This is a genomic window from Streptomyces sp. NBC_00009, from assembly GCF_045040855.1.
Classification (GTDB): domain Bacteria; phylum Actinomycetota; class Actinomycetes; order Streptomycetales; family Streptomycetaceae; genus Streptomyces; species Streptomyces aureus.
The window spans coordinates 4,554,796-4,567,532 of sequence record NZ_CP108312.1 but is presented as its reverse complement, the minus strand read 5'-3'; the positions used below and the strand labels follow the sequence as shown (position 1 = coordinate 4,567,532).

The window sequence follows — 12,737 nt, the reverse complement described above, 5'->3', positions numbered from 1 at the left end:
TCAGACGGTCTCCGTGATCTGGCTCGGGGAGGTGTCCGCCGTGCGGCGCCTGCGCAGCACCCAGAAGATGCCGCTGCCGGCGACGACGGTGACGCCGACGCCGATCACCCCGGCGAGGCCGCCGGAGAGCCGGGCGTCGCCGACGTCCTTGACGCCGTATCCGGCGAGCGGGGAGCCGTCGGAGGCGTGCTTCTCGGTCTTCTTGTCGATGCCCTTGTCGTGCGCGACCTTCTCCAGGCCGTCCGGGTTGGCGGAGGCGTAGAAGGAGACGAAGCCGGCGAGGACGAGGGAGGTGACGAGGCCGGTGATCCAGACCTTGCGGTGGGAGCCGCGGGCGGCGACCGGCGCGGGCGCGGCGTCCGGGGCATCGACGAGTTCGCCGGCCACGCGGAGCTTGAGCGGCCGGTGCAGGCCGCGGGCGCCGTACACGAGGTCGGGGCGGACGGCGACGACGGCGCCGACGGTCAGCGCGGTGATGACGGCCTCGCCGATGCCGATGAGGACGTGCACGCCGACCATGGCGGTGGCGACCTTGCCGATCGAGACGTCGGTGGTGCCGCCGATCGCGTAGATCAGGGTGAAGACGACGGCCGCGGCCGGTACGGACAGGAGCGCCGCGACGAAGGAGGCGACGGTGATGGAGCGGCGCCCCCGGGGCAGCACCTTCACCAGGCCGCGGAAGACGAGGTAGGCGACGACGGTCGTGGTGATCGCCATGTCGGTGACGTTCACGCCGAGCGCGGTCAGGCCGCCGTCGGCGAAGAGCACGCCCTGCATCAGGAGCACCACGGACACACACAGGACGCCGGTATAGGGGCCGACGAGTATCGCGGCCAGCGCGCCGCCGAGGAGGTGGCCGCTGGTGCCTGCCGCGACGGGGAAGTTCAGCATCTGCACGGCGAAGATGAACGCGGCGACGAGGCCCGCGAGGGGGGCCGTGCGCTCGTCGAGTTCGCGCCGTGCGCCCCGGAGGCTGACGGCCACGGCGCCCGCGGCGACGACACCCGCGGCCGCCGAGACGGGGGCGTTGATGAATCCGTCGGGGACATGCATGAGTGAGGGCTCCGCTTCGGGGCACGCGACAGGTTCGCGACAGGCTTGGTGACCGTCCGATGATAGTGCCTTGTTGCGAACCACTTGCAAGAGCGCCGTGGACACAATTAATCCCGAAGCAACCCCTGAGCGCATAGCCGCCCATATGACTTATATGGGACATTAGATGACAGCACGCACAAATAAGACGACAAGGAGTCCCCGATGTCTGACGTCGAGCAGTACGCACCCGCCCACATCGTCACGGACTCCCCCGACGAGACGCCGGCCGTCCCCGCAGTCCTGAGCTACGACGGACGCGTCCACGTCACCGTCCCCGAAGAGGGTGACTGGTACTTCACCCGCGAGCTCCTGGAACAGGGGCTGCGCGCCCCGACCACCGTGGGCGACGTCCACATCTGGCCGTGCGGCCGCGTCCAGGCCGTCATGGAGTTCCACTCGCCGAAAGGGGTGGCGGTCGTGCAGTTCGAGAAGAAGGCGCTGGTGCGCTTCCTTCGCCGGACGTACACGGCCGCCACCCCGGTGGCTCACTGAGAGCCGGTCGAACTGCCGGTCAGGGACGGGCCCCGGTCACACGCGGGCCAGTTCCCTGTCCTCCTCCGCGGAGTCGTCGCCGGAGACCGTCTTCAGGCCCTCGCCCTCGACGTCCACGTTCGGCAGGATCCGGTCGAGCCACTTCGGCAGCCACCACGCCCGCTTGCCGAGCAGCGCGAGCACGGCCGGCACGATCGTCATGCGCACCAGGAACGCGTCGAAGAAGACCGCGATCGCGAGTCCGAAGCCGATCATCTTGACCATCTGCTCGCTGGAGCCGATGAAGCCCGCGAACACGGCGATCATGATGACGGCCGCGGCCGTGACCACCCGGGCCCCGTGCCGGAAGCCGGTGACGATGGCCTGCGCGGGCCGCTCCCCATGGACGTACGCCTCCCGCATGCGGGTCACGAGGAAGACCTCGTAGTCCATCGCGAGGCCGAAGACCACACCCACCATGAAGATCGGCATCATCGACATGATCGGCCCGGTCTGCTCCACGCCGAACAGTGAGCCGAGCCAGCCCCACTGGTAGACCGCGACGACGGCGCCGAGCGCGGCGACCACCGAGAGCAGGAAGCCGAGCGCCGCCTTCAGCGGCACCAGGACCGACCGGAAGACCACCATCAGGAGCAGGAACGCCAGGCCGACGACGAGCGCCAGGTACGGCACGAGCGCGTCGTTCAGCTTCTGCGACACGTCGATGTTCATGGCGGTGGTGCCGGTGACGAGGACCTCGGCACGGGTGTCCGCCTTGATGTCCGCACCCTTGTCGCGGATCGTGTGGACGACGTCCTCGGTCTGCGTGGAGCTGGGCTTGGACGACGGCACGACGGTGATCGTCGCCGTGTCACCGGCCTGGTTGAACGCGGGCGGGGTGACCGTCTTGACGCCGTCGGTCGCCGCGATGTCCTTGGAGACGCGGGCGACCGCGTCCTTCGGGTCCTGCGAGTGCTTCACGTCGACGACCGCCACCAGCGGACCGTTGAAGCCGGGCCCGAAGCCCTCGGACAGCAGGTCGTACGCCTTGCGCTGCGTGGTGTCCGTGGGCTGGACCCCGTCGTCGGGCAGGCCCAGCTCCAGCGAGGACACCGGCACGGCCATCACGCCGAGCCCGACCACCGCGGTGAGCAGCACGGCCACCGGCCGACGCAGCACGAAGCGCGCCCAGCGCGTGCCCATGTTCGTCTTCGGCTCGGGCTTGTCCTCGGCGGCCAGGGCCTTACGGGCCTTGCGGCCGTGCACCCGCTTGCCGGCGTAACCGAGCAGCGCCGGGATGAGGGTGAGCGCGATGAGGACGGCGATCGCGACGGTGCCCGCGGCCGCGATGCCCATCTTGGTCAGCATCGGGATGTTGACGACCGCGAGCCCGACGAGTGCGATGACGACGGTCAGGCCGGCGAAGACCACGGCGGAGCCCGCGGTGCCGACGGCCCGTCCGGCCGCCTCCTCGCGGTCGCGGCCCTCGGCCAGCTCGGCGCGGAAGCGGGAGACGATGAACAGCGCGTAGTCGATGCCGACCGCGAGGCCGATCATCATGGCCAGCGTCGAGGTGGTGGTGCCCAGGTCGAGCGCGTTGGCCAGCGCGGTGATCGACGAGACGCCGATGCCTACGCCGATGAGCGCGGTCAGCAGCGGAAGCCCGGCCGCGACGAGCGAGCCGAAGGTGATCACGAGGACGACGGCGGCGATCGCCACACCGATGATCTCGGTGGCCCCGGTCTCCGGCATGGCCTGGAGCGCGTCACCGCCGACCTCGACGGTCAGCCCGGAGTCGCGCGCCTCGTCGATGGTCTTCTGGAGCGCGTCCCGGTCGGCGTCCGTCAGCTCCATCGAGGAGACCTTGTAGGAGACCGAGGAGTACGCGATCGTGCCGTCCTTGCTGACGGTCTTCGCGACGAACGGGTCGGCCGCGGCGGCGACCTCCTTCGAACCGGACCCGAGGTCCGCGACGGTCTTGGTGACCTCGGCCTTGTTGGCCGCGGACGTGATCTTCTCGCCGTCGGGCGCCTGGAAGACGACGCGCGCGGTGGCGCCGTCGGCACTGGAGCCCGGGAAGCGCTGGTCGAGCAGGTCGAAGGCCTTCTGGGCCTCCGTGCCCGGGATGGAGAAGGAACTGGAGGCCGCCGTGGGCGCGGAGGCGGCGCCCACCCCCGCGAGGGTGAGCAGCGCCACCCAGATCAGGGCGACGAAGTGCCGTCTGCGGAAGGCGAGCTTGCCGAGTTTGTAGAGGAACGTGGCCACGAGGGCGTACTCCCGGTCAGTCGTATGGGGGCAGGGGTGATCAGCCCGACGACGTGAGCGGTCGCGTCAGGTGCTCGGGTGGGACGGGTCTTGGGTGGAGAGGGATCAGGCGCCGAGAGCGGGGAGGACCACGGCGTCGATGTACGAGGTGACGAAGGCCTGGGTGGGCGGCTGTTCGTCGATGAGGGTCCGGGCCGTGAAGGCGCCGACGATCATGTGGAGGACGTAGTCGAGTGCCGGGTTGTCCGCACGGATCTCGCCCCGGTCGACGGCGCGCCCCAGCACATGCCGGAGCTCCTCCATCTCGGGCTCGATCAGCAGCTCGCGGAAGGCACGCAGGAGATCCGGGTTCTCGTGCACCGCCATGGCCAGGCCCCGCATCAGCGCGGATCCCTGGGCCATCTCGCAGTCGTCCTCACGGAGGACCAGTTCATGGAAGTCGCCCCGCAGCGACCCGGTGTCGATCTCGCTCAGGCGCGACGGCTTCTGGTGCCGCAGCGCTTTCACGACCAGCTCGGCCTTGCTGCCCCACTGGCGGTAGAGCGTGGCCTTGCTCGACCGGGTGCGGGCGGCCACGGCGTCCATGGTCAGGGCGTCGTAACCGACCTCGCGGAGCAGTTCGAGCACGGCGCCGTACAGCTCGGCCTCGCGCTCGGGCGTGATCCGGCTGCGGCGCGTCGTCGCGGCTTCAGCCATTGGGCACTCCTGTTCCAGTCCGGACGGTGTGTACGAAACCGTTTCGTACAGAAGTACTGTACGACCCGCCCTTAACGAAACGAAACTGTTTCGTACGTGTCCTGCGCCACACGCCACGGGCGAGAACGGGGCGACCCACGAGTTGCCGGGGCCCGTGGAGCGGAAAAGCATGTGTAGGTGAGCGACAACGCGTACCTGCGGTTTCCGCATCTGCACGAGGACCGGCTCTGCTTCGAGACCGAGGACGACCTCTGGGTCGCCCCGCTCGACCGGCCGGGCCGGGCCTGGCGGGTCACGGTCGACCGGACCAAGGTGAGCAGCCCACGGTTCTCGCCCGACGGCCGCCACATCGCGTACACGACCTGGCGCAGCCTGGACCCGGAGATCCATCTCGCGCCGGTGGACGGCGGCCCCACCCGGCGGCTCACCTATTGGGGCAGTACGGACACCCAGGTCCGCGGCTGGACACCGCCCGACAAGGACGGGCGGACCGACATCCTCGCGGTGGCCTCGCACGGCCAGCCCTTCTCGTACTTCACCTGGGCCTACGACGTCCCCATCGACGGCTCCCCCGGCGGCAGGCTGCCCTGGGGCCCGGTCTCCGACATCGCGGTCGCCGAGTTCGACGGCGAGCGCAGGACCCTGCTCCTGACCGGCACAGCCCCGCACGAGCCGGCCGCCTGGAAGCGGTACCGGGGCGGCGCCCAGGGCCGCCTGTGGCTGCACGGCGAGCAGCTCGTCGCCGACCTGGACGGGCATCTGGAGGCACCGATGTTCGTGGCGGGACGCATCGCGTTCCTCTCCGACCACCAGGGCATCGGCAATGTGTACTCCTGCCTGCCCGACGGCTCCGACCTGCGCCGCCACTCCGACCACGACGCGTTCTATGCCCGCAACGCCTCCAGCGACGGAACCCGGATCGTCTACCAGTGCGCCGGCGACCTCTGGATCATCGACGACCTCTCCGCCGGCTCCGTGCCGCGCAAGCTGGACGTGCGCCTGGGCGGCCCGCGCGTCGGGCGCCGCCCCTACCAGGTGCCGGCCGCCCACCACGTCGACGGGCTCTCCGTCGACGAGACGGGCCGGGCCAGCGCCGTCGTCGTACGCGGCAGCCTGTACTGGCTCACCCACCGCGACGGCCCCGCCCGGACCATCGCCGACACCCCGGGCGTGCGGGTCAGGCAGCCCGAGATGCTCGGCTCCGGCGGGCAGGTCGCGTACGTCACCGACGCGGAGGGCGGAGACGCGATCGAGATCTCGTACCTGCCGCGCGCGAGCGGTGAGCGCGAGCCGCGCCGCCTCGCGTCCGGGGAGCTCGGGCGGGTCCTCGAAATGGTCAGCGACCCGGACGGCGAGCGCCTCGCCATCGCGTCGAACGACGGCCGCCTCCTCCTCATCGACACAATCGAGGAGGAAATCGAGGAGGAAGGGGAGGAGGAAGAAGGAGCAGAAGGGGAAGCGGAACGGACCGGCGGCGAGGTCACCGAGCTGATCCGGTCGATCAACGGACCCGTGCGCGACCTGGCGTTCTCGCCGGACGGCGCCTGGCTCACCTGGTCCCACCCGGGTATCGGGCGCTCCCTGCGGCAGATCAAGATGGCCCGGATCAAGGACCGGACGATCGTCGACGTCACCAACGGCCGCTTCGAGGACGAGAATCCGGTCTTCACGCGCGACGGCCGCTATCTCGCCTTCCTCTCCTGGCGCGGCTTCGACCCGGTCTACGACGTGCACACCGGCGACCTGTCCTTCCCGCTCGGCTGCCGCCCGTATCTCGTGCCGCTGTCGTCTGCGACACCCTCCCCGTTCGCCCTGTCACCCCACGGGCGCACGGCCGCCGGCGGGCTCGACCCGACCGAGGACTCGGGGGCCGACGGGGCGCCGAGCGTGGAGATCGAGGGCCTGGCGGACCGTGTCGTGCCGTTCCCCGTCTCCGCCTCCAAGTACTCGGCGCTGTACCCGGTGTCGGGCGGCGGCCTCGTGTGGCTGCGCTGGCCGATCTCCGGCGCGCTCGGCGAGACGTTCGTCAACCCGGCCGACACCTCGGGCCGCCCCACCCTGGAGCACTTCAACCTCACCAAGGGCAAGAAGACCGAACTCGTCACCCACCTCGACTGGTTCGCGGTCAGCGGCGACGGCACCCGCCTCGTCGTCGTCGACGAGGGCGAGCTGCGCGCCGTCCCCTCCACCGAGACCGGCGACAGCGACACCACGGTCTGGATCGACCTGCGCCGCATCCTGCACGAGGTCGACCCGGCCGCCGAGTGGCGCCAGGCGTACGAGGAGGCGGGCCGGATCATCCGCGCCTACTTCTGGGATCCGAAGATGAGCGGCATCGACTGGGACGCGGTCCTCGCCCAGTACCGGCCGCTCGTCGAACGGGTCGCGTCCCCCGACGAGTTCGCCGACCTGCTGCGCGAGGTGCTCGGCGAACTCTGCACCTCGCACGCCTACGTCTCCGCCGCCCGCCGCAACGAGGGCCCGCCCCACTACCAGCGCGCCCAGGGCCTCCTCGGCGCCAACTTCGTGCACCGCGACGAGGGCTGGCAGCTCGTCCGCGTCCTGCCCGGCGACTCGTCCGACTCCAAGGCCCGCTCCCCGCTCGCCGGCAGCGGCATCCGCGAGGGCGCCGTCCTCACGCATGTCGACGGGCGCCCGGTCGACCCGGTGGCCGGCCCCTTCCCGCTGCTCGCGGGCTCGGGCGGCACGACGGTCGAGCTGACGTTCCGGCCCGCGGAGGGCGAGGGCCACCCCCGCCGCGTCGCGATCGTCCCCCTCGTCGACGAACGTCCGCTGCGCTACCAGGACTGGGTCGCCAAGCGCCGCGCGGTCGTACGGGAACTGAGCGGCGGCAAGTGCGGCTACCTGCACATCCCCGACATGGGCGGCTCCGGCTGGGCGCAGTTCAACCGCGACGTGCGCATGGAGGTCTCCCGGCCCGCCCTGATCGTCGACGTACGCGGCAACGCGGGCGGCCACATCAGCGAGCTGGTCATCGAGAAGCTCACCCGCAAGATCCTCGGCTGGGACCTGACGCGCAACGCCCAGCCCGTCTCGTACGCGTCGAACGCCCCGCGCGGCCCGGTCGTCGCCCTGGCCGACGAGGCGACCTCGTCCGACGGCGACATGATCACCGCGGCGTTCAAGCTCCTCGGGCTCGGCCCGGTCGTGGGCCAGCGCACCTGGGGCGGCGTCGTCGGCATGACGGGCCGCCACAAACTGGGCGACGGCACGGTCATCACAGTCCCGATGAACGCGGCCTGGTTCCCCGAGTACGGCTGGTCCGTCGAGAACAAGGGCGTCGAACCGGACATCGAGGCCCTGCGCACCCCCCTGGACTGGGCGGAGGGCCGCCACGCCCAACTCGACGACGCGGTCTATCTGGCCCTGGACCTCCTGGTGGCCTCCCCGGCCAAAACTCCCCCGGACTACACGAACACCCCGAACCACGCCCGCCCCAAGCTCCCGCCACGCTGACCCGCACCGACGCTGCCCCGGACACACGCTGACCCGCACCGACGGCGCCCCTCGCACGCGCTGACCCGCACCGACGGCGCCCCTCGCACGCGCTGACCCGCACAAGAACGAGGGCCACCCGGCGTCCCGGGTGGCCCTCGTACGACTGGCTCAGCTAGGCGAAGCGTCAGGCGTCGTAGTCCTGGTCGAACCTGTCCTGCGCTTCCTGCCGCCGCCGCTGGGAGTCCTCGGACTGCGAGCCACGCTCACGCATGCTGTCCTGAGTCTGCGAAGAGCGCTCACTCGCCTCGTCCCGGCGGTCCCGGCCTTGACCGGACCGCTTCTTGGCCTGGGTGGCGAGCTGCTCAGCCTTGTCCTGGAACTGGTCCTTCATGCCCATGCGATTTCACTCCCGTTTTTGGGTGAGGGGGTCGGGCCTCGACCAGAGTTACACGCCAGGACAGAGCACGCATTTCGATCAGTAACGGACCGTGCTCGACCCTCAAAACCGCAGGTCAGAGCGGCCGAGGGACCCTCAGTCACCCCTTACCGATTCGTCGGCGGCGCCGCCCGCCCCGACCAGTCCCGTCGACACACTGCCCAGGCGCGGCTCGAACCGCCGCATCTCGCGCTGCCCGACCGCCCCGATGACCCCGGGCAGATAACCGCGGATGCCCTGCATGCCCCGCAGCCACCACTGCGCGTACACATGGCTGGAGCGCCGCTCGATGCCCGCGACGATCCGGTCCACGGCCGGGCCCAGGGGATACGTCTTGTTCGACGGCCACGGCAGCCGCTGCCGCAGCTCGCGCATCACGTCGTCCTGGTCGGCGCCGCGCACCATGTCGGTGTCGGTCCACGACAGGTACCCGACGCCGACGCGTACGCCCTTGTAGCCGACCTCGGCGCGCAGGCTGTGCGCGTACGCCTCGACGCCCGACTTCGACGCGCAGTACGCGGTCATCATGGGCGCCGGCGTGATCGCGGCGAGCGACGCGATCTGGAGCAGATACCCGCGGCTCTCCATCAGCACCGGCAGGAACGCCCGCGCCGTGACCGCGGATCCGATCAGGTTGACCTCGATGACGCGGCGCCAGGCGACCGGGTCGGAGTCGAGGAACGGGCCGCCGTTGGCGACACCCGCGTTCGCGACGACGATGTCGACCTTGCCGAAGCGCTGCTTGACCTCCGCGGCGACCTGCGCCATCGCCACATGGTCGGTGACGTCGGCGTGCCAGAAATCGCTGTCGGTGTCGAGGCGTTCCGACACCGCCTTCAGCTCGTCCGGCTCCAGACCGACCAGCGCGATCCTGGCGCCGCGCGCCGCCAGCTTGCGCGCGAGCAGCTCCCCCACGCCGCGCGCGGCACCCGTGACGACCGCTACCTGTCCTTCGAGACTGACCCTGCTCATGCGGATGCCGCTCCCTTCAACTCGTCGTTCGTCTCGTCGTTCGTCTCGTCGTTCGTGACGTCGTTCTTGACGTACCCGGCCAGTTCGCGGATGCGCTCGGTGACCAGGTCGGGCGCTTCGACGGGCGTCATGTGCCCGAGCCCGGCGAGTTCGGTGAGCCCCACGCACTCCGGCAGCGTCGCAGCCAGGCGCCGCGCGTGCACGATTGGCGTGAGCCGGTCGGCCGTACCCGCGATGACCGCCGTGGGCACCCGCAACTCGGCCACACCTTCGTCGAGTTCGAGCTCGGCGAGGACGTGCGACCAATGGTGGCGCACCTTGGTCGGGCAGGCGTGCACGATCCGCGCGCAGGCCTCGACCTTGTCCGGCGACGACCCCGCGCCCATGGTCGCGTAGCGCAGGACCTTCTTGCCGAGCGGCGTGACCGGCCCGAGCGGGGCCCGCGTGCCGAGCACGGCCGTCGTGATCCGGGTCCGCAGCCGCCCGGGCCGCAGCGGCAGCACGGTCGACTCGGCCACCAGGTGCGAACTGCCCGTGCTGCACAGCAGTACCGCGGCCGCGTGCTCACGGAACTTCGGCCGCCGCGACGCGGCCATCATCGTCATGCCGCCCATGGAGTGCCCGGCGAGCACGGCCTTCTCACCCGGCGCGAGCGTCGCGCCGAGCACGGCCTCCAGGTCGTCGGCGAGCATCTGAGTCGAGTACGGGGCCTGCGCCGCGGGGCTGCGACCGTGACCGCGCTGGTCGTACGCGACGACCCGGTGGTCAGCGGCAAGGGATCGTATCTGCGCGGCCCAGAACGCGGTCGAGCACGTCCACCCGTGGGCGAGCACCACGGCCGGCGCGCCCTCGGGCCCGTGCACCTCGACGTGCAGGCGCGCCCCGTCCGCGGAGACGGCGGTCAGTTCCTTCGACGCGGCGGGCGGCGCGTACGGCCCGCTCGTCACGTGCATCAGTCGGCTCATGCCGCTCCCGCCTCCACCTTGTCGCCCCGGCCCTTCTTCGTACGTGCCTTCGTCACCTCGGCCGGCTTGGCCGCCGGCGCCCTGACCACCTCGTACTCGCCGAGGTCGACCCGGCGCGTGGCGGACCGGAACTCGGTCGTCGTGCCCGGCCACAGCGTGGTGTTCACGCCGCTCTCGTCGAGGTACCAGCTGCTGCAGCCGCCGGAGCTCCACACGGTGCGCTCCATCCGGTCCTGCACGCGGCGGTTCCACGCGTTCACCGCGGAGGCGCGCGGGGCGAGGGCGACGCGGCCGCCGAGCACGTCCAACTGGCGTACGTAGTCGGCCAGATAGTTCAGCTGGGACTCGATCATCAGGATCATCGAGGAGTTGCCGAGGCCGGTGTTGGGCCCGATGACGGTCATGAAATTCGGGAACCCGGCCGCCGTCGCGCCGCGCAGCGCCTTCATGCCGTCCTTCCAGGACTCCATGAGCGTGTGCCCCTCGGCGCCCACGACCCGGTCGGCGATCGGCATGTCCGTGACGTGGAAGCCGGTGCTGAAGACGATCGCGTCGACCTCGACCTCGCTCCCGTCGGCGCCGACGAGCGTGGAGCCGCGGATCTCGCTGAGCCCGGAGGCCACGACGTCGACATTCGGCTGCGCGAGCGCCGGGTAGTAGGCGTTGGACAGCAGGATGCGCTTGCAGCCGATGCGGTAGTTCGGGGTGAGCTTGGCGCGCAGGGCCGGGTCCTTGATCGACCGGTGGATGTTGCGCTTGGCGAGCTGCTCGACCAGGCCCAGCTCGTTGGGCCGCTTCGTGAACGCCTGCACCTGGAGCTCGCGGATGCCCCACAGCAGGCCGCGCCTGGCCTGCGTGGTGAACGGCAGCTGGCGGTGCAGCCAGCGCTCGGCGCCGGTGATGGCGCGGTCGGCGCGCGGCATGACCCACGGCGGGGTGCGCTGGAAGAGGGTCAGCTGCGCCACGTCCCGCTGGATGGCCGGCACGATCTGGATGGCGGAGGCGCCGGTGCCGATCACGGCGACGCGCTTGCCGCGCAGGTCGTAGTCGTGATCCCAGCGCGCGGAGTGGAAGACCTTGCCGGGGAAGGCGTCGAGACCCTTGATGTCCGGCATCTTCGGGTCGGACAGCGGGCCGGTCGCGGAGATGACGACGTCGGCGGTGAGCGTCCCCTGCGACGTCTCGACCTCCCACCACAGCTTCTCGGTGTCCCAGCGCGCCTGCTTCACCTCGTGGTCGAAGCGGATGTGCGGGCGCAGCCGGAAGGTGTCGGCGACACCCTCCAGGTAGTCCCAGATGTGCTCCTGGCCGGAGAAGGTGCGCGGCCAGTCGGGGTTGGGCGCGAAGGAGAAGGAGTACAGGTGGGAGGGCACGTCGCACGCGCACCCCGGGTAGCTGTTGTCGCGCCAGGTGCCGCCCACGGCGCCCGCCCGCTCCAGGACCACGAAGTCGGTGATGCCTTCGCGCCGCAGCCGGACCGCGGCCCCGAGGCCGCCGAACCCGGACCCGATCACCGCCACCCGTACGTGCTCATGCTCGTGCTCAGTCATCCCGGCGCCTCCCTAACCGCACGACCCTGCCAGTGAACACTGGCGCAATGGGGAGAGTAGAGCAGGTACGTACTGATGGGTAGGGGTCGGACTCAGGAAAGTTACTGGCGGTACAACATAGGCTTCTCACGTGGCGAAGGCAGAGGCGAAAGCAACGGCGAACGCGCCGGCGAACGACCCCGGCACCCGGGAGTTCCGCATGGAGGAGCTCGCGCGGGAGGCCGGCATCACCGTGCGCACCCTGCGCTTCTACCGCGAACGCAAGCTGATCCCGCCCCCGCGCCGCGAGGGCCGCATCGCCTGGTACGACGAGAGCCACCTGGCCCGCCTGCGCACCATCGCCGCCCTCCTGGAACGCGGCCACACACTCAACGGCATCGCCGAACTCTCCGAGGCCTTCGAACGCGGCCGCGACGTCGGCGAACTCCTCGGCCTCGGCGAACCGTCCGAGGAGACCCCCGTCCGCCTCACCCCCGAGGAACTGGCCGACTACTTCGCGGGCCAGGTCACCCCGGACAACCTCGAAGCCGCGATGGACCTCGGCTACGTCGGCGTCGACGGCGAGGAGATCGTCCACGTCAGCCGGCGCCTGCTCGACGTGTCGGCCGCCCTGGTCCGCGAGGGCGTCCCGCTCGCCGACGTCCTCTCGGCCGCCAAGCGCGTCCGCGCCCACGCGGAGGACCTGGCCGAACTCTTCACCGACCTGATCCTCTCGCACGCCACGGAACACGACCTCCAGCGCCTGCGCCCGCTCGCCAAGAACGTGGTCGAGGCGGAACTGTCCCTGGCCCTGGACCGCGCCCTGGCCAAGAAACCCGGAGAGTGAGC

The 12,737-nt window shown here is 70.8% G+C and carries 10 protein-coding genes; 3 read left to right on the top strand and 7 right to left on the bottom strand.

All coding sequences use genetic code 11. The features are described 5' to 3' along the window. The gene (locus OHA58_RS20710; RefSeq protein WP_405480522.1) at positions 1–1,053 is read right to left on the bottom strand and encodes an energy-coupling factor ABC transporter permease; all 1,053 of its coding nucleotides are present in this window, start codon (positions 1,051–1,053) and stop codon (positions 1–3) included. Positions 1,054–1,257: 204 nt separating this feature from the next. Here OHA58_RS20710 and OHA58_RS20705 point away from each other — a divergent pair, with 204 nt between their 5' ends. Then, positions 1,258–1,587, top strand: coding sequence for an SsgA family sporulation/cell division regulator (locus OHA58_RS20705; protein WP_383086795.1), 330 nt, complete (start codon positions 1,258–1,260; stop codon positions 1,585–1,587). 36 nt (positions 1,588–1,623) lie between these two features. Here the strand turns inward: OHA58_RS20705 and OHA58_RS20700 are convergent, their stop codons facing one another. After that, complete coding sequence (locus OHA58_RS20700; protein ID WP_405480519.1) at positions 1,624–3,831, bottom strand: MMPL family transporter; 2,208 nt, start codon at positions 3,829–3,831, stop codon at positions 1,624–1,626. A 105-nt stretch (positions 3,832–3,936) separates the two neighbouring features. Beyond that, positions 3,937–4,527, bottom strand: coding sequence for a TetR/AcrR family transcriptional regulator (locus OHA58_RS20695; RefSeq protein WP_227295224.1), 591 nt, complete (start codon positions 4,525–4,527; stop codon positions 3,937–3,939). Between the two features lie 177 nt (positions 4,528–4,704). Between OHA58_RS20695 and OHA58_RS20690 the strand changes: the two genes are divergently transcribed. Next, complete coding sequence (locus tag OHA58_RS20690; protein WP_405480517.1) at positions 4,705–8,004, top strand: S41 family peptidase; 3,300 nt, start codon at positions 4,705–4,707, stop codon at positions 8,002–8,004. Positions 8,005–8,170: 166 nt separating this feature from the next. Here the strand turns inward: OHA58_RS20690 and OHA58_RS20685 are convergent, their stop codons facing one another. The 4 genes from OHA58_RS20685 to OHA58_RS20670 all read right to left on the bottom strand — a co-directional run bounded on the left by OHA58_RS20685 (position 8,171) and on the right by OHA58_RS20670 (position 11,909). Further along, positions 8,171–8,383, bottom strand: coding sequence for a hypothetical protein (locus OHA58_RS20685; RefSeq protein ID WP_405480515.1), 213 nt, complete (start codon positions 8,381–8,383; stop codon positions 8,171–8,173). 135 nt (positions 8,384–8,518) lie between these two features. Further along, positions 8,519–9,394, bottom strand: coding sequence for an SDR family oxidoreductase (locus tag OHA58_RS20680; RefSeq protein WP_405480513.1), 876 nt, complete (start codon positions 9,392–9,394; stop codon positions 8,519–8,521). Next, entirely contained in the window at positions 9,391–10,359 is a 969-nt protein-coding gene (locus tag OHA58_RS20675) for an alpha/beta fold hydrolase (protein ID WP_405480511.1), read from the bottom strand. Before OHA58_RS20675 ends, OHA58_RS20680 begins: the two co-directional genes overlap by 4 nt. After that, positions 10,356–11,909 (bottom strand): flavin-containing monooxygenase, encoded by a 1,554-nt coding sequence (locus OHA58_RS20670; RefSeq protein WP_405480509.1) that lies wholly within the window; start codon positions 11,907–11,909, stop codon positions 10,356–10,358. The genes OHA58_RS20675 and OHA58_RS20670 overlap by 4 nt, the downstream gene beginning before the upstream one ends. 199 nt (positions 11,910–12,108) lie before the next feature. On the opposite strand from OHA58_RS20670, the gene OHA58_RS20665 reads away from it, so the two are divergent. After that, positions 12,109–12,735 (top strand): MerR family transcriptional regulator, encoded by a 627-nt coding sequence (locus OHA58_RS20665; RefSeq protein WP_405485078.1) that lies wholly within the window; start codon positions 12,109–12,111, stop codon positions 12,733–12,735. Positions 12,736–12,737: the final 2 nt, after the last annotated feature.

What these genes read in the sequence shown, in the direction of transcription:
- OHA58_RS20710 (WP_405480522.1), bottom strand. Translation starts at nt 1,053, where the DNA reads ATGCATGTCCCCGACGGATTCATCAACGCCCCCGTCTCGGCGGCCGCG.
- OHA58_RS20705 (WP_383086795.1), top strand. Translation starts at nt 1,258, where the DNA reads ATGTCTGACGTCGAGCAGTACGCACCCGCCCACATCGTCACGGACTCC.
- OHA58_RS20695 (WP_227295224.1), bottom strand. Translation starts at nt 4,527, where the DNA reads ATGGCTGAAGCCGCGACGACGCGCCGCAGCCGGATCACGCCCGAGCGC.
- OHA58_RS20685 (WP_405480515.1), bottom strand. Translation starts at nt 8,383, where the DNA reads ATGGGCATGAAGGACCAGTTCCAGGACAAGGCTGAGCAGCTCGCCACC.
- OHA58_RS20680 (WP_405480513.1), bottom strand. Translation starts at nt 9,394, where the DNA reads ATGAGCAGGGTCAGTCTCGAAGGACAGGTAGCGGTCGTCACGGGTGCC.
- OHA58_RS20675 (WP_405480511.1), bottom strand. Translation starts at nt 10,359, where the DNA reads ATGAGCCGACTGATGCACGTGACGAGCGGGCCGTACGCGCCGCCCGCC.
- OHA58_RS20670 (WP_405480509.1), bottom strand. Translation starts at nt 11,909, where the DNA reads ATGACTGAGCACGAGCATGAGCACGTACGGGTGGCGGTGATCGGGTCC.
- OHA58_RS20665 (WP_405485078.1), top strand. Translation starts at nt 12,109, where the DNA reads ATGGAGGAGCTCGCGCGGGAGGCCGGCATCACCGTGCGCACCCTGCGC.